Origin of the sequence: Paludibacterium denitrificans (assembly GCF_009707705.1) — a bacterium.
GTDB lineage: Bacteria > Pseudomonadota > Gammaproteobacteria > Burkholderiales > Chromobacteriaceae > Paludibacterium_A > Paludibacterium_A denitrificans.
Genome location: NZ_WLYX01000001.1, coordinates 969,069 through 992,149, shown reverse-complemented (window position 1 = coordinate 992,149; position 23,081 = coordinate 969,069). Strand labels below are relative to the sequence as shown.

Genomic DNA, 23,081 nt, shown 5'->3' with positions numbered 1-23,081 from the left:
TCCGTCTAGCGGAACAAATAACGCCAGATCACAAGGAGATATCCATGGCCGCCTCCAACAGTCGCGCTCCGTTTACACGGGACGACCCTTTGCTGCTGACCGATGCATTGACCGATGAAGAACGCCTGGTACAGCAAACCGCTCAGGCCTACTGTCAGGACCGGCTGTTGCCGCGCGTGCTGACGGCTAACCGCGAAGAGCGATTTGACCGCGAGATCATGAGCGAGATGGGAGAACTGGGGCTGCTCGGTTGCACCATCGACGGCTATGGCTGTGTTTAGCTTGTCGCACGTGGCGTATGGCCTGGTGGCGCGTGAAGTGGAGCGGGTCGATTCCGGCTACCGTTCGGCCATGAGCGTGCAATCCAGTCTGGTGATGCACCCGATCTGGGCCTATGGCACCGAGGCGCAAAAGGACAAATACCTGCCCAAGCTAGCCACCGGCGAGCTGGTGGGCTGTTTTGGCCTGACTGAGCCGGATGCCGGTTCCGATCCGGCCAGCATGAAGACGCGGGCCCGCAAGACCGACGGCGGTTATCTGCTCAAGGGCAGCAAGATGTGGATTACCAACAGCCCGATCGCCGATGTGTTTGTGGTCTGGGCCAAGGACGACGACGGCGAAATCCGCGGCTTCTTGCTGGAAAAAGGCATGAAAGGCCTGTCCGCACCCAAGATCCACGGCAAGTTCAGCCTGCGCGCTTCCATTACCGGTGAAATCGTCATGGACGACGTGTTTGTGCCGGAAGAAAACCTGCTGCCGGGTGTAAAAGGCCTGAAAGGCCCGTTTGGCTGCCTGAACAAGGCACGCTTTGGTATTGCCCGGGGCAGCATGGGTGCCGCCGAATTCTGCTGGCATGCCGCCCGCCAGTACACGCTGGATCGCAAGCAGTTCGATCGTCCGCTCGCCGCCACGCAGCTGGTACAGCTCAAGCTGGCCAATATGCAGACGGAAATCAGCCTCGGACTACAGGCAGCCTTGCGCGTCGGCCGACTGATGGATGAAGGCAAAGCAGCGCCGGAAATGATTTCGCTGATCAAGCGTAACAACTGTGGCAAGGCGCTGGATATCGCCCGCGTGGCGCGCGACATGCACGGCGGCAACGGCATTTCCGACGAGTTCCACGTCATCCGTCACGTCATGAATCTGGAAGCCGTCAACACTTATGAGGGCACGCATGACGTGCACGCCCTGATTCTGGGCCGGGCTCAAACGGGTATTCAGGCGTTTGCCTGATGGACATCGGCGGCGATGCTCCGGGCGTTGCCGGTGTGAGTTCCTGTCTGTCATTCGGGCCCGGATTGTTTCCGGGCCATTTTTTCGGCCACCACGGCATGTCCCGGGGTTCGGCCAACCCTGCCAGAAGTGCCCGGCCCGGTAGGGCTGGCGTCGGCCTAACAATTTGCTAGAGGAGAAGTTCATGACGGGTGCACTTGCCGGGATCAAGGTGCTGGATTTGAGTCGGGTGCTGGCCGGGCCTTGGTGTGGACAGCTGCTGGCGGACCTTGGCGCAGAAGTGATCAAGGTGGAGCGGCCAGAAACCGGCGATGACACCCGCCACTGGTCGCCGCCCAGCCTGCCGGACGGCACCGCCGCCTATTTCCTGTGTGCCAATCGTGGCAAAAAATCCATCACCGTCGATATCACCCGGCCAGAAGGGCAGGAAATCATCCGCAAGTTGGCCGAACAGGCCGATGTCGTGCTGGAAAACTACAAGGTGGGCGGCCTGAAAAAATACGGGCTGGATTACGACAGTCTCAAGGCCATCAACCCGCGCCTGATCTATTGCTCGATTACCGGCTTTGGCCAGACCGGGCCGTATGCCCAGTCACCGGGGTACGACTACATCGTGCAGGGCATGTCCGGCCTGATGAGCGTCACCGGCCCAGCCGATGGCGAACCGCACAAGGTGGGCGTGGCGGTGACCGACCTGTTCACCGGGCTCTATGCCAGCAATGCCATTCTGGCCGCCCTGATGGCGCGCAGCCGCACCGGTGAAGGCCAATACATCGACATGGCGCTGTTTGATTGCGCACTGGCCATGCTGGCCAACATCAATATGAACTGGCTGATTGGTCAGCAAGTGCCGCCACGGCTGGGCAATGCTCACCCCAATATCGTGCCCTATCAAGTGTTCAAAACCGCTGGTGACGGCCACTTCATTCTGGCCTGTGGCAATGATCGCCAGTTCAAGGCGGTGTGTCAGGTCATCGGCCAACCCGAGCTGGCGGATGATCCGCGTTTTGCCAGCAACCCGCAGCGCGTGGCGCACCGGACCGAAATTGTTCCCTTGTTGGCCGCGGCCTTTTTACAGCGTAGCCGCGATGAATGGTTACAGCAGCTGGATCAGGCTGGCGTACCGTGCGGCCCGATTAATACCGTGGATGAGGCTTTTCGTGATCCGCAAATTCGCGCCCGTGCCATGGAAATCGAATTAACGGCGGCAAATGGGCAGAAAATCCCGCAAGTGGCTTGTCCCATCAAGCTTTCCGCCACGCCGGTACAGTACCATCAGGCGCCGCCATCGCTGGGTGAGCATACCAATGGCATACTATCTTCTATTGGGTATGACAAAGTTTATATTAAGACATTAAGCGATAATAAAGTTATTTAAACGATCGTTTGACTTTGACGAGTAAAGGATATTCATTGCATTATTAGCGGCTACCCAATGAAAACGGCCCTGCGCGTGCAAAGGAGAAACGGTGGAACGCGAGTACATGGAATATGATGTGGTGGTGGTAGGCGGAGGCCCGTCCGGCTTGTCCGCTGCCATTCACCTCAAGCAACTGGCGGCAGAAAAAGGCCGGAAATCAGCGTTTGTCTGCTGGAAAAAGGCTCGGAAATCGGCGCTCACATCCTGTCCGGCGCCGTACTGGAACCGACCACGCTCAACGAACTGATCCCCGACTGGAAAGAAAAAGGCGCGCCGCTGAATACCCCGGCTACCTCCGACCGTTTCTTGTACCTGACAGAAACCGAATCGATCCAGTTGCCGACGCCGCCGCAGATGAATAATCACGGCAATTACATCATCAGTCTGGGTAATTTCTGTCGCTGGCTGGGGCAGCAGGCCGAAGAACTGGGGGTGGAAATTTACCCGGGTTTTGCCGCCGCGGAAGTACTGTATCATGAAGATGGCTCGGTCAAAGGCGTTGCCACCGGCAATGTTGGCACCGGCAAGAATGGCGATCAGGAAGGCGAACCGGGTATCGAGCTGTGGGCCAAGCAGACCATCTTCGCCGAAGGTTGCCGTGGCTCCCTGACCAAGACGCTGTTTGAACGCTTCAACCTGCGTGACGGTGTCGATCCGCAAACCTACGGCATTGGCATCAAGGAACTGTGGGAAGTGCAACCGGGCCACCATCAGCCGGGCAAGATTACCCATACTGTCGGCTGGCCGATGAACCAGACCACCTACGGCGGCTCCTTCCTGTATCACCCGGAAGACAATCTGGTAGTGGTTGGTTTTGTTGTCGGTCTGGACTACAAGAACCCCTACCTGTCGCCGTATGAAGAATTCCAGCGCTTCAAGACCCACCCGGCCATCAAGGGTGTGTTTGAAGGCGCGCGCCGCATTTCCTATGGCGCCCGCGCCTTGTCGGAAGGCGGCATCCAGAGCCTGCCCAAGCTGACCTTCCCGGGCGGCGCGCTGGTGGGCGATACCGCCGGTTTCCTCAACGTGCCGAAGATCAAGGGCACGCATACCGCCATGAAGTCGGGCATGCTGGCGGCGGAAGCGGTGTTTGAGCTGCTTTCGGCCAACGCAGAGAGCCGGGCGGGGAAGCCAAGAGCTATCAGGGCAAGGTCCAGCAAAGCTGGCTGCACCGCGAATTGTGGAAGGTACGGAACATCCGTCCGGCGTTCCGCTGGGGGCTGTGGTAAGCCATGATTTATTCGGCCATCGATACCTTCCTGTTTGGCGGCAATGCGCCGTGGACCCTGCATCATCGTCATGCTGACAACCAGACGCTGAAGCTGACGAGTGCACGCCGATTGCCTATCCGAAACCGGATGGCGTACTGACGTTCGACCGCCTGTCGTCGGTGTTCATCTCCAACACCAATCACAGCGAAGACCAGCCGCCGCACCTCAAGCTGAAAGATCCGGCGGTGCCGATCGCCATCAACCTGGCGCGTTATGCTGCACCGGAGCAACGCTATTGCCCGGCCGGGGTGTATGAAATTGTGGGGCAGGACGAAGGCGAGCCGCGTCTGCAGATCAATGCGCAGAACTGTGTGCATTGCAAAACCTGTGACATCAAGGACCCGACCCAGAATATCAACTGGACCACGCCGGAAGGTGGTGGCGGGCCGAACTACCCCAACATGTAATTTGTGCAGGACAGTACAGGCTCGCCATGGCGGGCCTGTTTTTTTGTCCGCGCCAACGGGGCCGCCCTTGACGTCTGTGGTAATCCTTGGCAGGATGGATGCATGGTTACTTTGTCTCTGTTCCCGTTTGCCTATTCGTATTGGTACCGCCTCTCGCTGCGGCACCAAGGGCAGTTTGTGGACTGACGAAATACCAGCAGAACACCATCCCGATAAATGCCGCCGCACCTCCGGCGGCATTTGTTTTATCTGTTTCCCAGCAAATGATCTCCGGACGGTGGCCGTAATACCGACAGGAGATCAGCCGTGAATCCAGTTAGTGATGTACAACCGATAGCCAGTGAATGCCAGCGTGTGCGGGCGGAAGGGGCGTTGTCGTCCATTACCCTGCTGACCGATGGCGAAGTACCCGGTCAGCGCGTACCGACTTCGTCGCCCATGGTGGCGTCGTTGCTGCCGCAACGCACTTGTGCTGCCTCGCAATGGGTGCTGGAGTCGTTGTTGCCGGATATCCGTACGCTGGCGATGTTGCTGGCCAGCCAGCGGGCGTCGCTGGACGAGGCGGCATCACCGGCGCGCTTTGCCGACGCAGCCGACTGGCTGGCGGCGCGGATTGCCGTGCTGGGCTTGAGCCATGTGGAAGTGACCCTGTCCGGACTGGCGCAGCTGGATGAGGCCAATCGCCGGCTGGCGGCGCTGGCGCAACGTAGCCGTGTCAGCCTGGCGACGGCGGCGCCGGTGTTGTTGACCCGTACCGAGGCGGCACCGTCTGATGGCCGTGTGTTGCGTGGCTGGGCGGCCCAACCGCTGTTTGATCACCAAACTGTGGTGAATGACATATCATCGCTAGTGCAGTGTTCGCTGGCAGCCCATCGCCGCTGCGCTTTTCGCTTGCAACATCTGCTGGCGGCTGTGGTGCCGAGTCATGGTGTTCGGCCAACCTTGCAGGATTAGACGGGGGTAATAGATGGAAATCTTGACGCGTGAGGATGAGCAAAAGCTGCATACCATCACTCTGGTGGTGTATATCCTGCAGGCGGTCAGCCTGTTTGTCGGGGTAACCGCGCTGGTGGCCATCATCATCAACTACATCAAGCGCGATGATTGGCGCGGCAGTGCGTATGAAAGCCACTGTATCTGGCAGATGCGGACCTTCTGGTATGCCTTGCTTGGTTATATCGTGGTAAGCATGCTGGTGTTTGCCTTTGGCTTGGGTGTGCTGATCGCCGGGGTGGTCTGGCTGTGGTATGTCTACCGTATCGTCAAGGGCATACTGTATTTCAATGATGGCAAGGCAATGCCGCTATAATGGCGCGCAACGTCTGGCTGGCAATCGGTTTGGAAACGCGGAGCGCACCGCTGGCGCCGTTTTTCCAAACCGTTTTCCTGCTGTTGCCGCGGTCGATGTGGCTGGCGGTTTCTTGGTAACGCGCTGATGCAAGCAGACGATCTGGAGCGCCTGGTGACCCGGGCCATGCCGTTTGGCAAATACAAGGGCACGCTGATTTGCGATTTGCCCGGCAATTACCTCAACTGGTTTGCCCGCGAGGGCTTCCCGCCCGGTGAGATCGGCCGCCTGCTGGCCCTGATGCAGGAGCTGGATCATAACGGGCTGTCCTCGTTATTAACTCCGCTGCGGCAGCGCCGCTAATCATTTCCCTTCCGCGGCGGCGGATGGCTTTTCTACAGGTTTCAAACATGGCAATTCAATGGTTCCCCGGCCACATGAACAAAGCGCGCAAGGATGTGACGGAGCGCGTGAAGGACATCGACGTGGTGATCGAAATGCTGGATGCCCGCCTGTAGCCTCCAGTGCCAACCCGATGCTGGCGTATATCGCCAAGGCCAAACCCAAGCTGAAAATCCTCAACAAGCAGGATCTGGCCGATCCGGCGGTGTCGCAATTGTGGCTGGACTGGTATCGCTCCAAACCGGGCACCAACGCCATTGCGCTGGATGCCGGTGAGCGTGCGCCGTCGCAAAAGCTGATTGCCGCCTGCCGCGAGCTGGCGCCCAATCGCGGCGGCCTCGACAAGCCGTTGCGGGTGTTGATCTGTGGCATTCCCAATGTGGGCAAGTCCACGCTGATCAACAGCATGACCAGCCGCAAGATTGCCAAGACCGGCAACATGCCGGGGGTGACCAAGAACGAGCAGCGCATTCTGCTGGCCGATGACTTCGAGCTGTTTGATACCCCGGGCATGCTGTGGCCCAAGATCGAAGTGGAAGAGGGCGGCTATAACCCGGCGGCCAGTGGCGCGGTGGGGCGCAATGCCATGGATGAGGAAGAAGTGGCGCTGGAGCTGCTCAAGTACCTGATGCTGCGCTATGCCGATTTGTTGGTGGCGCGCTACAAGCTGGACGACATCGATGGCCTGCAAGACTGGCAGGTGCTGGAGATGATCGGTCGCAAGCGTGGGGCCATGCTGGGTGGCGGCCGGGTGAATATCCAGAAAGCTGCCGAGATCGTGTTGACCGAGTTCCGCGACGGTGCCATCGGTCGCATTACGCTGGAACGCCCGGATGAATGGAAAGTCTGGGAAAAACGCGCCAAGGAACTGGCGGCGCAGCGTGCTGCCGAGCGAGCCGCACAGCAGAAAGAAAAAGAAGCGCGCAAGCAGGGTAGCCGCTAAGCGCGTTTGTAGCCAGAAAGAACAACGGCCGCCGGGGTGTTAGTTGCCCCGACGGCCGTTTTGTTTGTCGCGCCGCGCCAGCGCCATAGGGGTAACGCCCATGGCGACAAGGTTGGCCGAACGCTACACCGCCGTACCCGGCGCCTCGAACCAGGTGGTGAGGATGGCACGGGCGGCGACCTGATCCAGCGCTGGTTTCTGCTTGCGGCCACGCAGGCCCACTTCATTGAGCATGGCTTCGGCTTCGACCGAGGTCAGGCGCTCGTCCACCAGCCAGACGGGCAGGCGATAGCGGCCCTTGAGCCGGTTGGCAAAGCGGCGCGCCAGTTGTGTCATGGCGTGTTCAGTACCGTCGCCGTGCATCGGCAGGCCAACCACCAGATCGGTGGGGTGCCACTCGTCGATCAACTGGCTGATGATGGCAAAGCGTTCATCGTTGACGTTGCTGTCGATGGTGACCAGCGGGTGAGCGATGCCGAGCAGGCTTTCGCCCACGGCCACACCGATACGACGCTCGCCAAAATCGAATGCCAGTGCGGTCCCTTCACGCATGGCCAGCCTCTCCCGACAGCCGCGCCGGATCGAAGCCGAGCAAGGCCATGGCCGAGTCGTAACGTATTTCCGGCGGCAGGCCAAAAATGATGGCCGGGTCGGCGTCGACGGTCAGCCAGCCGTTGTTGGCCAGCTCGTCTTCCAGCTGGCCTGCCGACCAGTAAGCATAACCCAGCGTCACCAGCATCTTGTCCGGCCCGCGCCCTTCGGAGACGGCGACCAGCACGTCTTTGGAAGTGGTCATGGCGATTTCGTCGGTGGCCAGCAGGCTGGATTGCCAGTTGCCCACCGGCGAATGCAGCACGAAGCCCCGATCCGGCTGCACCGGCCCACCAAAGTACACCGGTTCCAGACGTATCTCGTCGTGCTCCAGCGGCAGGTCGATCTGCTCAAACAGCTGGGCCATGGCGATGCCCGACGGTTTGTTGACGATCATCCCCAGTGCACCGTTTTCGCTGTGTTCGCACAGATAAACCAGCGCGCGGGCAAACAGGGGATCGGCCATGTTGGGCATGGCGATCAAAAACTGATTGGCGAGAGAAAGTGGTTTCATAAGGCCATTATGGCACAAGCGACCGGCAGCGCGAGGCGGGGCGAAAGCCGTGTTTTTGCTGCCCAAGTGCACGCGCGGAGCGCGACTCTGTGCCGGTTGCCGTAGCCGTGGCGAGCGAGGCTGCTAAAATGCCGGTTTTGCTGCCCTGCATTGCGAGGACGTCTTGCGCCTGACTCACGTAAAACTTTCCGGTTTCAAGTCATTTGTTGACCCCACCAGTATTCCGGTGCCGGGCCAACTGGTGGCGGTGATCGGCCCCAATGGTTGTGGCAAGTCCAACGTGATCGACGCGGTGCGCTGGGTGCTGGGCGAATCGTCGGCCAAGCAGCTGCGCGGCGAGTCGATGCAGGACGTCATCTTCAACGGCTCCTCCAGCCGCAAGCCGGTGAGCCGGGCTTCGGTCGAGCTGGTGTTCGATAACGCCGATGGCCAGCTGACCGGTGCACGGGGCCAGTATGCCGAAGTGGCGATCAAGCGCGTGCTCACGCGTCAGGGCGATTCCAGTTATTACATCAACAACCAGCAGGTGCGGCGGCGCGACATCACCGACCTGTTCCTCGGCACCGGCGTGGGTGCGCGCGGTTACGCGGTGATCGAGCAGGGCATGATCTCGCGCATTATCGAAGCGCGGCCGGAAGAGTTGCGCGCCTATCTGGAAGAAGCGGCCGGGGTGTCCAAATACAAGGAACGTCGGCGCGAAACGGAAAACCGGCTGGCCGACACGCGCGCCAATCTGGAGCGGATTGAAGACTTGCGCCAGGAGCTGGAGCGGCAGGTGGAGAAGTTGGCCGAACAGGCCGAGGTGGCGGCGCAGTATCACGACCTGAAAGGCGCGCTCACGCACAAGCAGAACCTGCTGGCGCTGGCGCGGCGTGAAGAAGCGGCGCGCAACGAAGCGGCGGCGCGGGCCGAGCTGGCGCGCATCGAAACCGAAGAGACGGCGTTGGCCGCGGCGCTGACGCATGTCGATAGCGAACTGGAAGTGGTGCGCGAGCAGCACTTTGGCGCCAGCGATCAGGTGCACGAGGCCCAGCAGGCGCTGTTTGATGCCAACGCGCAACTGGCGCGGCTGGAAGAGGCGCAGCGCCACGGCGAGCAAAATCGCCAGCGTATTGAGCGCGAACTGGCGGCGGCACGCAGCGAGCGGCAAACGCTGGCGGAAAACCGTCAGCAGGTGGCCAGCGAGCTGGACGACTGGCTGCCACGACTGGAAGAAGCGCAGTTGAGTTACGAAGAAGCGCAACTGGCGCTGGAAGACGGGGCTGACAGCCTGCCGCAAGCCGAAGCCGAGTTCCGCGCCAAAGACCAGTTGCTGTCACAACTCACCGCCCAGCAGGCCAACCTGACGCGCGAGCGCGATCTGGCGCGGCAAAAGATCGAACACCTCAAGCTGTCGTTACAAAGGTTGGCCGAACGCGAGCAGGCGCTGCAACGCGAGTTGGCCGAACTGAATCTGCCAGATGGCACGGCGCTGGCCAACGCGCAGCACAACGTCGAACAGGCGCGAGCGGCGCTGGAAGCGGTGCGGGCACGCGTGGTGGCGGACGAAGCCAAACTGGCCGATCTGGCCGCCGAGCGCGAGCGGCTGGATCAGCAGTTATCGGCACAGCGTGCAGAACTGGCGCGGGCCGAGGCCGAGGCTTCCGCCCTGTCGGCCATGCTGGAGCGCGAAGCGGCGGGCGAGAAACTGGCTAGCTGGCTCACCGAACACCAATTGGGCGATGCGCCGCAGCTCTGGCAAGCGCTGCAGGTGGATAGCGCCCGGCAAACCGCGCTGGAGGCCGTGTTGGCCGAACGGCTGGCCGCGCGGGTCGCCGCGTTGCCAGAGGCCTCGCCGCCAGCCAGCCTGACCTTGCTGGATGTGGCAGGGGGAACGACGGTGGCGGCTGCCCCGCGGCTGGCCGCGCCACTGTCGCAGCATGTGCAGGCCGACGCGCCATTTGCCGCAGCGGTGGCCGACTGGCTGGCCGGGGTGTACTGCGCCGATACGCTGGCCAGCGCCATCGAACAGCGCCATGAACTGGCGGTAAGCGAGTGCTGGGTGACGCCGCAAGGTCATCGCGTCACCGCCCATGCCGTCAGTTTTTACGGCGAAGCCAGCGGTGCCGGGGTGATGGCGCGCAAGGCGCAACTGGAAGCGGCGCAGGCGCGGCTGGCTCCGTTGCAAGCCGAGATCGAGCAATTGCAGCGTTAAGCGCGAGGCACTGGTGAGCCAGCGCAACATGTTGGCCGAAGCAGTGCGGGCGCAAAAGGCGGCACTGACGCGGCTGGAAGCGGAACTCAACGCCGTTACGCTGGAGCAGGTGAAGCTGGATCAGGCGGCACGGCAAGGTGCCGCGCGGCTGGGGTCGATCGAAGCGGAGCGCGAGCGCATTCAGGCCGAGCGTGGTCAGGCCGACGAAGCAGTAAGTGACGCCGAGTTGCTGGGCGAAGAATCGGCCATGACGCTGGAGGAACTGGCGGTACAGCTGGAAGACCTGCGCCTTGACCGGCTCAATGCCGAAACCGGGCTGGAGCTGGCGCGCAACAAGACGCGTGATGCCGAACGCCAGTTGCACGAAGTGCGTCTGGCACAGACCACGGCGGAACAAAAAGTAGCAGAGCTGGGGCGGCGCGGGCAGGAGCTGGAGGAGCGCGACTGCGCGCTGGCCGAGCGCCTGCAAACGTTGGCCGAAGAAGCGGAAATGGTGGACGAAGCGGTGCCGGACGAGGCATTGCAACAGGCCATTGCCGAGCGCGACGAGCGCGAACAGCAACTGGGCGCCGTGCGTGATCGCCTCAACGGCCTGACCGAACAGTTACGCCAGCTGAACCAGCAGCAACAGGATATCAACGCCACCTTGGCGCTGCGCGAAGGGCGCTCCGACTGGTTGCTCAAGCATCAGGAAGCGCGGCTGGCGATGGAGCGTTTTGCCGAAGAATTGCAGGAAGCGGGCGCGGATGAAGTGGCACTGCGCGCCGACCTGACCGATGCAATCAAGCCCAATGCGCTGGCAGCAGAAATCGCCCGGCTGGCACGTGCCTTGGACGGGCTGGGTGCGGTCAATCTGGCCGCTTTGCAAGAGCTGGACGAAGCACGCACGCGCGGCGAGTATCTGGCGAATCAGTCCGACGACCTGAATCAGGCCATGGCCACGCTGGAAGAGGCAATCCAGAAGATCGACGGCGAAACGCGCGACATGCTGCAAACCACCTACGACGCGGTCAATGCCAAGATGCGCGAGTTTTTCCCGACGCTGTTTGGCGGTGGTCGTGCCGAGCTGGTGTTGACCGGCGAAGACTTGCTGGATGCCGGTTTGCAGATCATTGCCCAGCCGCCGGGCAAGAAAAACAGCACCATTCACCTGCTGTCTGGCGGGGAAAAGGCGCTGACCGCCATGAGTCTGGTGTTCTCACTGTTTTCGCTCAATCCGGCACCGTTCTGCCTGCTGGATGAAGTGGATGCGCCGCTGGACGATGCCAATACCAGCCGCTTCTGCGATCTGGTGAAGCAGATGTCGGAACGCACGCAGTTCCTCTACATTTCCCACAACCGCCTGACCATGGAAATGGCCGAGCAGCTGGTGGGCGTCACCATGCAGGAGCAGGGGGTCAGCCGCATCGTGGCGGTGGATATTGTTGAGGCGCTGAAGATGCGTGAGAGCGCCTGATGACTGACTCCATGGATTCGGCCAACCCGGGCACAGCCAGCCTGCACGGCTGGCGTTACCGCTGACGCTGCTACTGTCGGCACTGGTACATGCGGCGTTGGTGACCGGCTGCAGCCGAGCGTCGCCGTGCGCCAGCCGCTGCCGGGCGAGCCATTGCGCGTGGCGTTGCAGGCCGGCGTGCCTGCGGTTGTTGATGCCGCCCCGCTGATACCGGCGCAGTCGGTACCGAAACCATCTCCGCGCCCGAAGCCAGCCGTGCCGCCGCACCATCATCCGGTACTGGTGCGGCCTGGGCTGGTGCCCAAGGCGTTGCCACTGCCGACGAAACAGGCCGCCTTCTTAAGCCGAGCCGACCCCGCCGCAGCGCAGCAAGGCTGCTGCCGAATCCACTCCCGCGCCAGCGGCGGCCGTGCGCGGGGCGGCGACTACCACGCACGGTCAGCCAGAGCGGGGGGCGGGTGATTCCAGCCCGGCGCTGTACCGCTCCAGTTATCTGCACAATCCCAAACCGGCCTATCCGGAGCGCTCACGCGAGTTGGGCGAGGAGGGCCGGGTGGAGATCAAGGTGCGGGTCGGCAAGAATGGCGAGCCGGTGTCGGTGGCGGTGGCGCGCAGCAGCGGTTATCGGCGGCTGGATCAGTCTGCGCAGCAGGCGATACAAGGCTGGCGCTTTGTCCCGGCCCGGGAAAACGGTCAGGCGATTGAGTCGTGGCTGTTGGTGCCGATTCCGTTCCGGCTGGAAAATGGTGATAACTGAGCGGTTTTCGGCCAACCTCAGACCCAAAAAAGCCCGCACTTGGCGGGCTTTTGCATGCTTGGCGACGGGCGCGTGGCTTAGTCGGCCTTGCTGGCTTCGATCACCAGATTCAGCTTAACTTCGTCGGAGATGCCCGGCAGGTAGGTCATCATGCCAAAGTCGCTACGCTTGATGGTGGCCACGGCGTTGGCACCGTAGGTGTCCTTGCCGGTCATCGGGCTCTTGCCGCCGTGGAAGTGGGTCACGGTCAGGGTCACCGGCTTGGTCACGCCCAGCAAGGTCAGGTTGCCCTTAACGGCGGCCAGTTTGTCACCCTTGAATTCCAGATCCTTGGACTTGAAGGTCAGGGCCGGGAATTTTTCAACGTTGAAGAAATCCTTGCTTTTCAGGTGTTTGTCACGGGCCGGGAAGAAGGTTTCCAGCGAATTGGCATCCAGCGTGACATCCACGGCGCCCTTCTTGGCCCGGGTGTCCAGTACCACGGTACCGGTGATTTTGGTGAAGCTGCCGGACTGTACCGAGAAGCCCATGTGGCCCACTTCGTATTGGGCGTAGGTGTGGGTCGGGTCAACGTTGTAGGTGGCCGGGGCGGCTACAGCGGCACCGGCTACACCGGCAAACAGGGCGGCAATCAGGGTTTTTTTCATGGCAATATTCTCCTTGGTGGGGGTGCGCCATGGCTTGCCAGCCATGACGTCAGGCAGTTCCAGACCGTTAACAGGGGTCTGAATTACTTGTTGGCCGGGAAGGCCACTTTGAACTTGATCTGTACTTCATCGGCGACGGTGCCGGTATCGGCCCATTCGCCTTCGCCAATCTTGTAAGCCGGGCGGGACACCGGCAGTACGCCTTCCACTACCGTCAGCGCGCCTTGCGGCTTGGCGGTAAAGGTGGCGGAAACCGGCTTGGTGGTGCCTTTGAGCGTCAGCTTGCCGTTGAACTGGTAACGGTTACCGCCCAGCCCCTTGATGCTGCTGGTAACAAAATGCGCCGTTGGAAACTGGCCGACATTGAACCAGTCTTTCTGTTTGGCCGTGTTCTGCGCCTCAGCGGTTGGCAGCGCAATGCTGGCGGTATTGATCACCAGATCAGCCTTAGCTTAAGCGATCGGTTTTTTCAGGTCCAGCGTTACCGTGCCGGATACATTCTTGAAGCTGCCATCCACTGGCACGTTCAATTGCTTCATGGTGAAGCCGATATGGCTTTGTGCGCTGTTGATCGGGGCGGCCTGTGCCAGCCCAGTCGCCAGCAAAGCGGTCAGCAAAATCAGTTTTTTCATGTTGCTTTTCCTTTACAGGCCCAGCGCGTCGGGCGGACATTCACGATGCCGGAGAACGCGGTGGGCGATTCAGTCGTCGGTGTTCAGGCGCGCGGTTGACGCAGGCTCATGCGCCACAGCAGGCCGTCCTTGTCGATAAAGTGGTGTTTCAGGGCCACCGTGGCATGGCTTAAGCCACGGCGGCGGCCAGCACCCAGTTGAGCGCCTCATGCACTTCCTTCAGCTGTTTGGCCAGCTCAGGGTTGGCCGAAACCAGATCCGGCAACGGCACGATCTGCAAGAACACCACCGGAAAACCATAAGCCGAACTCATCATCCAGCCGGTGAGCGGCACGGCAAACATCAGCGCATACAGCACCCAGTGGTAAGCATGGGCCGCCCGCTGCATCAGCGGCGACATGCTGTCCGGCAGTGCCGAAGCACTTTCGTCATCAGCCGCACCAGCAGGCGGAGCAGTGCCAGCGTCAGCACACTGATGCCGATCCACTTGTGATACGCCATCCAATGAAACTTGGTGGGCGATAGCGGCATGTCCGCCACCGTCAGGCCAATGGCAAAAGCGGTGATGATCAGCAGCGCCACCAGCCAGTGCAGCACAATGGACGGAAACGAATAACGCGTTGCGGCAGTCATGATTTCTGTTGCTCCAGCGCGCTGGCAAAGGCTTCGCGCAAATGGTTCAGGTCGTCGTGCAGACGGTCCAGATCGGCTCGGCTAAAGGCGGCAAAGGCCGGGCGCATGTAGGCCAGATGGGCCGGAAAGGTGCGGTCAAACAAGGCCTGTCCGGCTTCGGTCAGCGCGATGAACACGCTGCGGCGGTCGTGCGGCAGGCTCTGGCGGGTCACGATGCCCTTGTCCGCCAGCCGGTCCAGTACGCCAGTCAGCGTGCCCTTGGTGATCAAGGTTTTTTCCGACAGCTCCTTGCAGGTCATGCCGGGGGTGTTGCCCAACGTCGCCACGACGTCGAACTGCGGTGGGGTCAGTTCGGTCTGACGGATGTGATGAGCGGAAAACTGCTCAAACATCTGGAACGCCCGGGCCAATTCCCGTAGTACCGGCAAGAAAGGCTCCTTGATATGTTCGCTCATGGTTGCTCCAATAGTTTCGATCAGTATAGTTCGCATTAGAACTAAATGGCAAGCGGTGATGTGTCTGCAACTGTTCAGGGTGTGGCGGTTATCGCACAAAGGCTACGGCAAGCGGTGTGCCGATCCGCGCCGACGAAAGGCCCTGCCGAGGGTAAAATGGCGTTAAAGTGCTTGACTTCGTGGTGTGCCGCCTACGCTGCTGATCAGCGCCGCCCGCTCTGGTCTTGTGCGTGGCAGGCCGTGTTGAAGCGCTTATCCTTAGCGCGAAGAAAGGCGGCGGTGTGCGGCTAAGGCCGCGATGTGCCGGGCAGAGCAGGCAAGATTAGCTGGAGCGTGGGCTAGGGTGGATGGCAAACGTGTGCCGCAAGTGCGCTTGACGGGCGGTATTTGCTCATGACGAACGATTAAAAACAACATTTCAGCCAGCCATGGCGTCAATGGCGAGGCTGTCGTTATAATACCTAAGGATTATTCGCCTTAACGCGGACAGGCTAATGAGCGAATTGCAAATTGGTGTATTGATTTTGGGCGGTGCCGTCATCGCTCTGGTGTACGGGTTTAATGTTTTTCAGGAATGGCGTTTTCGCAAGAAAACCAGTCAGGCGTTTGCACGTCAGCATGATGACGTCCTGTTGAACGTACCCAAGAATAACGTGCGCGATGGCGTCAAGGCGGATCGCATGGAACCGGTGCTGGTCGATACGCCGTTGCCGGACGTGGACGATGCCGATGATTTCCCGCCGTTTGAGCCGGAAATCCCCGAACCTGTCGTGCTGCCGCCTGCCGAGCCGGTAACTGAACCGGTTAAAGAGCTGCCGAAAGAATCGCCGCTGGTGTTGGAGGAGGACGAGGCCGAATCGCCGATGAACTCTGCCGACCATCAGGCGCTGATCGTGGCCTTGCTCGACCCGACGCTGGATTTCATTGCCGAAGTCGTGTTCCACGATCCGCACGAACTGGCCGCGCTGCCACGTTTCACGGTGAGCAAGCGCACGCACATCATCGGCCGCACCGAAAAAGGCCTGTGGAAACCGGCCGAAGCGGTGCCGGGTACGCGCTACAAGCAGATCAACATTGGTATGCAGATGGTGGATCGCGGTGGTGCCATGACCGAGCAGGACTTGGCTGCCTTCTGCCAGCAGGTATCGCAGTTTGCGGAACAGCACAAGGCAGCAGTCAGCTTCCCGCACCGCCAGCAAAAACTGGTGGCTGCACGCGAACTCGACCGGTTCTGCGCCGATGTGGACGTGCTGATTGGCATCAATCTGGCGGCTGCCACGCCGATAGAAGGGGCGCGTCTGCGCAGCTTTGTCGAGAGCGCCGGTTTGCAGCTGGAGCCGGATGGCGCGTTCCATTATCTGGCCGATTCCGGCAATACCCTGTATTCGCTGATGTCGGCGGACCAGATGCCGTTTACCTTCCACACGCTGCTGGATAAATCGTTCCCGGCGCTGACCTTGCTGTTTGACGTGCCGCGCGTGGCTGGCGGGGTGGAGGTGTTCGATCGCGCCGTGCAGTTTGCCAAACAACTGGCTCAGGAGTTCGATGCCCAACTGGTGGATGACAATCGCCGCGCCCTGACCGACGTTGGCCTGTCGCGCATTCGTGAACAGCTGGTGCATATCTATGGCAACATGGACGACCGTGGCATTGCTCCGGGCAGCGTCGCGGCGCTGCGTTTGTTTGCCTGACGCTCGCCATGGCGGCGTCTGAGCGGTTGGGGCAGGCACCGCCTGCTCCATGTGTCATCGGGTCGACGTCCTGTCGGCCCTTTTCTGTTTCTGTTTGAGATGTTTGCCGATGACCCTCCCTGCCGTTGAAGCGCGTGCGGCCGAATTGCGTGCCCTGCTGGAGCGCTATAACGCCGAATACTATCTGCACGACGCGCCAAGCGTGCCGGATGCCGAGTACGACCGGCTGTTCCGTGAGTTGCAGCAGCTGGAAGAAGCGCATCCCGCGCTGGCGTTGCCGGATTCGCCCACGCGCCGTGTTGGCGGCGCCCCGCTACCAGCCTTCGAACAGGTCGAGCATGTGGTGCCGATGCTGTCGCTGGGTAATGTCTTTTCCGACTTGCAACAAGCCGAGTTCGGCCAACGTCATGCCGAGCTGCTGCAATTTGACGAGCGCGTTCGCAAGGCGCTGGATACCGATACGGTGGCGTACGCGGTGGAGCCCAAGTTTGATGGTCTGGCCATCAGCTTGTGGTACGAAAATGGTTGTCTGGTGCAGGCCGCCACGCGTGGTGATGGCCTGACTGGCGAAAATGTCACCGCCAATGTGCGCACTATCCGCTCCGTGCCGCTGCGCATTGTCGGCCCCGCCGTACCGCGTTTGCTGGAAGTGCGTGGCGAAGTCTTGATGTTCAAGGCTGACTTCGCGCGGCTCAACGCCGAGCAGGCCGAACGTGGCGACAAGGCCTTTGCCAACCCGCGCAATGCGGCGGCAGGCAGTTTGCGCCAGCTGGATTCACGCATTACTGCCCAACGTCATCTGTCGTTCTTCGCCTATGCCATTGCCCAAGTGGAAGGCGCCGACTGGCCAGACACGCATCAGGCCGAGATGGACTGGTTGCAGTCGCTCGGCTTTCCGGTGGTGGCTGATGATCTACGCCCGGTGGTGCAGGGCGTGCAAGGGCTGGCGGACTATTTCCACGGCGTGTTGCAACGTCGTCCGGATCTGCCGTTTGACATCGATGGCGTGGTGTACAAGGTCAACAGCCCTGGCGCAGCAGCAGCAGCTTGGATTTGTCTCGCGTGCACCGCGCTGGGCGATTGCCCACAAGTTTCCCGCCGAAGAAGCACTCACCATCGTCGAGGCCATTGAAGAGCAGGTTGGCCGAACCGGCGCGATTACACCGGTGGCGCGCCTGCAGCCGGTATTTGTCGGCGGCGTGACCGTCACCAATGCCACCTTGCACAACGAAGACGAGGTGCGGCGCAAGGATGTGCGCGTGGGCGATACCGTGGTCGTGCGCCGTGCGGGGGATGTGATTCCGGAGGTGGTGTCGGTGGTTCTGGAGCGTTAAGCCGATGCGCCCGGCTGGCGGCGATGATCTGTTCAGCCAGCATGAAGAACCGCGCTATCCGGTTTATCGCCTGCCTGCGCGTTGCCCGGTGTGCGGCAGCCACGTGGTCCGCGAAGAAGGCGAAGCCGTGGCGCGCTGCTCCGGCGGTCTGGCGTGTCAGGCACAGCGCAGTCAGGCGATTCAGCATTTCGCTGGTAGGCGCATGATGGATATCGACGGGCTGGGCGAGCGCTATGTGGAAAACCTGGTGGAGTTTGGCTACGTGCACAGCGTGGCCGATCTGTACCGTCTGACGCTGGATGACCTGCTGGACATGAAGCGGCGCGCTGACGAGCGCGATGGCGTGCAGCCGGAAACGGTGAAGGCGGGCAAGATCGCCAGCAAATGGGCCGAAAATCTGTTGGCCGGTATTGCCGCCAGCAAAACGCCGCCACTGGCGCGCCTATTGTTTGCTCTGGGCATTCGCCATGTCGGTGAAGCCACGGCCAAGACCTTGGCCGACTGGCTGGGGCGGCTGGAGCTGATCCGCCGCGCCCCTGCACCATTGCTGGCCGCCCTGCCGGATATCGGTCAGGTGATGGCGCAGTCCATTGCCGATTTTTTTGCCGAAGCGAATAACGAAACAGCGCTGGATGCGCTGTTGCAAAACGTCACGCCCGTGGATGAACATGCGCCAGCGGCCCGGTTGGCCGAACGGCTCAGTCCAGCGGTTTTGCTGGCGCGGCTGAATATCCCGCGGCTGACCGACGTGCGTAGCCAGCAGTTGGCCGAACACGGCATTGGCCCGTCGCAGCTGGCCGCGCTGGAGCGCCGCCGGTATTGGACTTGCCGCTGCTTACCGAAGTGGTCAATGCGCTGGCAGATTGGCTGGACGTGGCGGAAAACCGGCGGCTGGTGCGCCAGTTGGCCGAAATCTGCCAGCACATTAGCGAGATCTTGCAAGCGGCTGACCTTTCGGCCAACTTGCCGCTCGCCGGTAAAACTCTGGTGCTCACCGGCACATTGCCGGGTTTGAGCCGGGATCAGGCCAAAGAGCTGATCGAAGCAGCGGGCGGGAAAGTGAGTGGCAGCGTGTCGAAAAAGACCGATTATGTCGTCGCCGGAGCCGAAGTAGGCAGTAAACTCGCCAAGGCCGAGCAGCTGGGTGTGACGGTGATTGATGAAGCCGGGCTGCGTACCTTGCTAGAACAGCCTGAGGCCTGAAGGACGTGATGACTGTGACCGATTTTGAACGGGGTAATCAGCTGCTTGCCGAAGGCCGTATCGATGAAGCCATCAGTGCCTTCGACCGTTGCCTTGTTCGCAACCCGCAAGACTGGCAGGCATTGTCCAATCGTGGCAATGCCCGGCTGCAAGGCAAACAGTATGATCTGGCGCTGGCCGATTATTTGCAGGCCGCCGCCATTAATCCGGCTGCCAACAGTGTGAAATGTAATCTTGCCGTGTTACTCAAGGAGCTGGGCGAACTGGCCTTGGCCGAGAGCCTGCTGCGGGAAGTGCTGGCGGCGGATCGCGACAATGCTGATGCATGGAGCAATCTTGGCGTGGTGCTGCAGCACCGCTTGCAGTACCCGGAGGCAATCGCGGCACATCGTCAGGCGGTGGCCTGTGCAGGCCCGTCAGCAGCCAGATTTAATAATCTGGGCAATGCCTACAGCTGTGCTTTGCAACTGGATGAGGCGGTCGAGGCGTATCAGCATGCTTTGCAGTTGGCCGGAGACGATCCGTTTGCGCGTTTCAACTTGTCCATCGTGCTGTTTCTGCAAGGGAGCTACCAAGAAGCCCGGCCACTTTATGAATCGCGCTGGGACGCCATCTTGCAGCCACGTTATGTGGAGCAGCGCTGGGGCGGACAGAATCTGGATGGTAAGACCCTGCTGATCTGGGCGGAACAGGGCCTGGGTGATACGTTGCAGATGGTGCGTTTCTTGCCGCAACTGCAGCAACAGTATCCGCGTGCAACGATTCTGTTTGCTGTGCCCACAACGTTTCTGCGCCTGTTCGGCCAACTAGACGGCATTACCTTGCTGGAATTGGGCGTGACACCGCCAGCTTATGATTGGCAGCTACCGTTGATGTCATTGCCCGGACACCTTGGCATCACGTTAGATAACCTGCTAAGCCAAGCCCTACTTGCAGGCGCTGGGCACGGATTCCGCCATGCTCGCCGTCATGACCGCCTGCGGGTGGGGATCGTCTGGGAAACCGGTACTTGGGGCGTGGGGATTGTTGATCATGCTAGACAGAACAAGTCAGTTCCCATCGATCAGTTCGCAACCTTGCTGGCACGGCCAGATATTGAATTTGTGTCGCTGCAATTGGGTGACTTGCCGGATGGATGGCGGCAGCAAGTGCTCACATGTCCGATCAGCGACTTTGCCGATACGGCGGCTATCATTAGCCAACTCGATCTGGTTATCAGCGTTGATACCTCTGTGGTTCACCTTGCCGGGGCCATGGGGAAACCTGTGTGGGTGTTGATGCGGGCAGAAAGCGCGCCGTTCTTCATGGCCAAAGGAGCCGTGTCGCCTTGGTATCCGTCCATGACCATCTGGCGACAAACCACGCCAGGAGACTGGACACCAGTTTTGCAGCAAGTTAGCCAGGGCTCTGGAACATTTTCAGCCGCTGTCGGTACATTAAAATATTTTTCGATCAATACCATTCGTTTTGGTGAAATCTGAACATGAAAAAAATCAGTAAAGCCGTTTTCCCGGTAGCCGGATTGGGAACCCGTTTCCTGCCTGCGACCAAAGCCAGCCCCAAGGAAATGTTGCCGGTGGTGGATAAACCGCTGATTCAGTACGCTGTGGAAGAAGCCATCGCAGCCGGTATTACCGAGTTGATTTTTATCACCGGCCGTAACAAGCGCTCCATCGAAGATCATTTCGACAAGGCTTATGAGCTGGAAACCGAACTGGAAAACAAGAACAAGCGCAAGCTGCTGGACTTGGTACAGGGCATCATTCCGCCCTCGGTTAGCTGTATTTATATTCGCCAGACTGAAGCACTGGGCTTGGGGCACGCCGTGCTGTGCGCGCGCCCGGTGGTCGGCAATGAACCCTTTGCCGTGATTCTGGCCGACGATTTGATTGATGGTGAACCGGGTGCCATGGAACAGATGGTCAAGCTGTTTGGCGAAACCCATAGCTCCATTCTTGGTGTGGAAACCGTCGCGCCGGAAGAAACCGGCTCCTACGGTATCGTTGAAGTTGGCCGAACGACAGCTTAAGCCATCAGCAAGTGACCAGCATTGTAGAAAAACCTCGCCCAGAGGAGGCACCGTCTAATCTCGCCGTGGTGGGGCGTTACATTCTCACCCCCCGTATTTTTGACAAGCTGCTGAATACTACGGCTGGCGCTGGCGGCGAAATCCAACTGACCGATGGCATCGCCGCCTTGCTGCAGGAAGAACCCGTGTTGGCCCTGCCGTTCCGTGGGGTGCGCTATGACTGCGGCTCAAAGCTTGGCTATTTGAAAGCGACGGTGAGTTACGGCCTCAAGCACCATGAAGTGGGTGAGGGCTTTGCCGAATACCTCAGCGGTCTATCTTTACGTTAAAATAATAATTTATAGACCAAGCACCGTAGCGCCTGCCTGCGTTACGGTAAGCGTATTTGCGCAGATCAAGGAGCCAACATGCCCAATGTGTCCGAAGCCCGCGGTATTTTGAATAGTGCCGACGTCCTGTTTACCGCCGAACAAGTGTCGGCTGCCGTAGAACGCATGGCGGCAGAAATCACCGAGAAACTGGGGGAAACCTATCCGCTGGTGCTGTCGGTCATGGGCGGTGCCGTCGTCTTTACCGGGCAGCTGCTGCCTCGCCTTGCATTTCCGCTGGATTTCGACTACGTGCATGTTTCCCGCTACGGCGACAAGACCAAAGGTGGTGAACTGGTGTGGCGCCAAGCCCCCAAGGAGGACGTCCAAGACCGCGTGGTACTGGTTCTGGATGACATTCTGGACGAAGGCGAAACCATGGCGGCCATCCGCGACAGAGTGCTGAACATGGGGGCAAAGGCCTTTTATAGCGGGGTGTTCGCCAATAAACTCATCTCCAAATCCAAACCGATTGCTGCCGATTTTGTCGGTATTGACGTGCCAGACCGCTATGTCTTTGGCTATGGCATGGACGTACGAGGATCCTGGCGCAACCTCTTAAGCAATCTATGCGCTGAAATAAGCCGCTCTGTTCCTCCAACATAACCGCCTCTGATCCGTATCAAAGGCGGTTTTTGTTTATCCGTAAGGCCCGCGCCAAGTGTGGTCGATTGCTATACACTCCGTTATCCCCAATGAAAATCGCTGTGGTGGTGGAGTGACGAGTTTTCTTCCGTTTGCCCCCCTCTTACAGCCAAAGCAATCAAAACAGGAATCAGCATGTTAGCCATTATCGGCGGCAGCGGGCTCGCCAAATTGCCCATTCTGGAAATCACTCATCGGCAGATGGTACGTACCCCGTTTGGCGATACTTCCGGCGCCCTGACCTTTGGTCGCATCGGCCAGCAGAACGTCGTTTTTATCGCCCGTCATGGCTACGGGCATTCGCTGGCACCCCATGAAATCAACTATCGTGCCAACATTTGGGCGCTGCATAACCAAGCCGTATCCGGCATCATCTCCATTGCGTCAGTCGGGGGTATTCGCCCAGATATGGGACCGGGTGCTTTAGTACTGCCGGATAACATCATTGATTACACCCGGGGCGTAAACACACCTTTTTTGAAGGGCCGGAACGTCCCGTGGTTCATGTCGATTTTACCGAACCATACGATCAGGTATTGCGCCAGCGTTTGCTCTCCGCCGCCCATTCGGCCAACGTAGCGGTGATTCCTCATGGCGTTTATGCCTGTGCTCAAGGGCCGCGCCCGGAAACTGCAACAGAAATCACCAAGTTCGAACGAGACGGTGCTGATTTGATTGGCATGACAGGCATGCCGGAGGCCAGCTTGGCTCGTGAATTAAATATGCCCTATGCACACTTGTGCCTCGTGACAAATTGGGCTGCAGGTAAAGGTAATTCCAGTGCGGCAGTACATTTTGTTGAAGGAATGCAGGGCATGGACAAAGTCCATGCCCTGATTAGCCAACTTTTCTCCTGAATAGCCGTGCATTGACGTGCTCATTATGAAAAGGAGCCTTAGACGCCCAGTATCAGCTTCTTCGTGGCTAGTGTCGCTGTCTTGAAGTTTCTTGTGCGTATGGTGTCTGTT

17 protein-coding genes and 7 pseudogenes are annotated in these 23,081 nt (G+C 60.1%); 16 read left to right on the top strand and 8 right to left on the bottom strand.

Features of this window, described 5'->3' with window-relative positions; translation table 11 throughout:
* Nucleotides 1-44 precede the first annotated feature (44 nt).
* From GKE73_RS21625 to ylqF, 7 genes and pseudogenes are all read left to right on the top strand, one after another.
* A pseudogene (locus GKE73_RS21625) lies at nucleotides 45-1,233 on the top strand (acyl-CoA dehydrogenase).
* A 184-nt stretch (nucleotides 1,234-1,417) separates the two neighbouring features.
* Complete coding sequence (locus GKE73_RS06595) at nucleotides 1,418-2,611, top strand: CaiB/BaiF CoA transferase family protein (protein ID WP_230369509.1); 1,194 nt, start codon at nucleotides 1,418-1,420, stop codon at nucleotides 2,609-2,611.
* A gap of 106 nt (nucleotides 2,612-2,717) precedes the next feature.
* A pseudogene (locus tag GKE73_RS06590) lies at nucleotides 2,718-4,331 on the top strand (electron transfer flavoprotein-ubiquinone oxidoreductase).
* A 306-nt stretch (nucleotides 4,332-4,637) separates the two neighbouring features.
* Nucleotides 4,638-5,285 (top strand): hypothetical protein, encoded by a 648-nt coding sequence (locus GKE73_RS06585; RefSeq protein WP_230369508.1) that lies wholly within the window; start codon nucleotides 4,638-4,640, stop codon nucleotides 5,283-5,285.
* Between the two features lie 13 nt (nucleotides 5,286-5,298).
* On the top strand, nucleotides 5,299-5,640 hold the full coding sequence (locus tag GKE73_RS06580) for a DUF4870 family protein (RefSeq protein WP_230369507.1): 342 nt from the start codon (nucleotides 5,299-5,301) through the stop codon (nucleotides 5,638-5,640).
* A 126-nt stretch (nucleotides 5,641-5,766) separates the two neighbouring features.
* Nucleotides 5,767-5,982 (top strand): DUF3820 family protein, encoded by a 216-nt coding sequence (locus GKE73_RS06575; protein WP_230369506.1) that lies wholly within the window; start codon nucleotides 5,767-5,769, stop codon nucleotides 5,980-5,982.
* Nucleotides 5,983-6,029: 47 nt separating this feature from the next.
* Nucleotides 6,030-6,964: pseudogene (gene ylqF, locus GKE73_RS06570) on the top strand (ribosome biogenesis GTPase YlqF).
* 123 nt (nucleotides 6,965-7,087) lie between these two features.
* Here the strand turns inward: ylqF and ruvX are convergent.
* Both ruvX and GKE73_RS06560 read right to left on the bottom strand, forming a co-directional pair.
* Nucleotides 7,088-7,516 carry a Holliday junction resolvase RuvX gene (gene ruvX / locus GKE73_RS06565; RefSeq protein WP_230369505.1) on the bottom strand — a complete coding sequence of 143 codons (429 nt, stop codon included), beginning with the start codon at nucleotides 7,514-7,516 and terminating at the stop codon, nucleotides 7,088-7,090.
* Nucleotides 7,509-8,069, bottom strand: coding sequence for a YqgE/AlgH family protein (locus GKE73_RS06560; protein WP_230369504.1), 561 nt, complete (start codon nucleotides 8,067-8,069; stop codon nucleotides 7,509-7,511). Before GKE73_RS06560 ends, ruvX begins: the two co-directional genes overlap by 8 nt.
* A 203-nt stretch (nucleotides 8,070-8,272) precedes the next feature.
* Between GKE73_RS06560 and smc the strand changes: the two are divergent.
* From smc to GKE73_RS21620, 3 genes and pseudogenes are all read left to right on the top strand, one after another.
* Nucleotides 8,273-11,719: pseudogene (gene smc / locus GKE73_RS26480) on the top strand (chromosome segregation protein SMC); the annotation flags it as partial.
* Nucleotides 11,720-11,845: 126 nt separating this feature from the next.
* Complete coding sequence (locus GKE73_RS06545) at nucleotides 11,846-12,181, top strand: hypothetical protein (protein WP_230369501.1); 336 nt, start codon at nucleotides 11,846-11,848, stop codon at nucleotides 12,179-12,181.
* On the top strand, nucleotides 12,129-12,476 hold the full coding sequence (locus GKE73_RS21620; RefSeq protein WP_230369500.1) for an energy transducer TonB: 348 nt from the start codon (nucleotides 12,129-12,131) through the stop codon (nucleotides 12,474-12,476). Before GKE73_RS06545 ends, GKE73_RS21620 begins: the two co-directional genes overlap by 53 nt.
* Nucleotides 12,477-12,553: 77 nt before the next feature.
* On the opposite strand, the gene GKE73_RS06535 is transcribed toward GKE73_RS21620, so the two are convergent.
* The 6 genes from GKE73_RS06535 to GKE73_RS06515 form a co-directional block, all read right to left on the bottom strand.
* Entirely contained in the window at nucleotides 12,554-13,123 is a 570-nt protein-coding gene (locus GKE73_RS06535) for a YceI family protein (protein WP_230369499.1), read from the bottom strand.
* Between the two features lie 83 nt (nucleotides 13,124-13,206).
* Nucleotides 13,207-13,560: a YceI family protein gene (locus tag GKE73_RS06530; protein ID WP_230369498.1), complete on the bottom strand. Its 354-nt coding sequence runs from the start codon at nucleotides 13,558-13,560 to the stop codon at nucleotides 13,207-13,209.
* 15 nt (nucleotides 13,561-13,575) lie between these two features.
* The gene (locus tag GKE73_RS06525) at nucleotides 13,576-13,755 is read right to left on the bottom strand and encodes a YceI family protein (RefSeq protein WP_230369497.1); all 180 of its coding nucleotides are present in this window, start codon (nucleotides 13,753-13,755) and stop codon (nucleotides 13,576-13,578) included.
* Nucleotides 13,756-13,924: 169 nt separating this feature from the next.
* Nucleotides 13,925-14,155 (bottom strand): cytochrome b, encoded by a 231-nt coding sequence (locus GKE73_RS22705; protein WP_280954791.1) that lies wholly within the window; start codon nucleotides 14,153-14,155, stop codon nucleotides 13,925-13,927.
* On the bottom strand, nucleotides 14,143-14,388 hold the full coding sequence (locus GKE73_RS22700) for a cytochrome b (protein WP_280954790.1): 246 nt from the start codon (nucleotides 14,386-14,388) through the stop codon (nucleotides 14,143-14,145). Before GKE73_RS22700 ends, GKE73_RS22705 begins: the two co-directional genes overlap by 13 nt.
* Nucleotides 14,385-14,843 carry a MarR family winged helix-turn-helix transcriptional regulator gene (locus GKE73_RS06515; protein ID WP_230369496.1) on the bottom strand — a complete coding sequence of 153 codons (459 nt, stop codon included), beginning with the start codon at nucleotides 14,841-14,843 and terminating at the stop codon, nucleotides 14,385-14,387. The genes GKE73_RS22700 and GKE73_RS06515 overlap by 4 nt, the downstream gene beginning before the upstream one ends.
* Nucleotides 14,844-15,337: 494 nt before the next feature.
* Here GKE73_RS06515 and GKE73_RS06510 point away from each other — a divergent pair, with 494 nt between their 5' ends.
* The 6 genes and pseudogenes from GKE73_RS06510 (at nucleotide 15,338) to GKE73_RS06485 (ending at nucleotide 22,970) form a co-directional block, all read left to right on the top strand.
* Nucleotides 15,338-16,534: a cell division protein ZipA C-terminal FtsZ-binding domain-containing protein gene (locus GKE73_RS06510; protein WP_230369495.1), complete on the top strand. Its 1,197-nt coding sequence runs from the start codon at nucleotides 15,338-15,340 to the stop codon at nucleotides 16,532-16,534.
* Between the two features lie 109 nt (nucleotides 16,535-16,643).
* Nucleotides 16,644-19,071: pseudogene (gene ligA / locus GKE73_RS25435) on the top strand (NAD-dependent DNA ligase LigA).
* A gap of 8 nt (nucleotides 19,072-19,079) precedes the next feature.
* A complete protein-coding gene (locus GKE73_RS06500) occupies nucleotides 19,080-20,552 on the top strand; it encodes a tetratricopeptide repeat-containing glycosyltransferase family protein (RefSeq protein WP_230369494.1) in 1,473 nt (490 codons plus the stop codon).
* Nucleotides 20,553-20,554: 2 nt separating this feature from the next.
* Nucleotides 20,555-21,429, top strand: a pseudogene (gene galU / locus GKE73_RS06495) (UTP--glucose-1-phosphate uridylyltransferase GalU).
* A 78-nt stretch (nucleotides 21,430-21,507) separates the two neighbouring features.
* A complete protein-coding gene (locus tag GKE73_RS06490) occupies nucleotides 21,508-22,074 on the top strand; it encodes a hypoxanthine-guanine phosphoribosyltransferase (RefSeq protein WP_230369493.1) in 567 nt (188 codons plus the stop codon).
* A 174-nt stretch (nucleotides 22,075-22,248) separates the two neighbouring features.
* Nucleotides 22,249-22,970: pseudogene (locus GKE73_RS06485) on the top strand (S-methyl-5'-thioinosine phosphorylase).
* Nucleotides 22,971-23,081 lie beyond the last annotated feature (111 nt).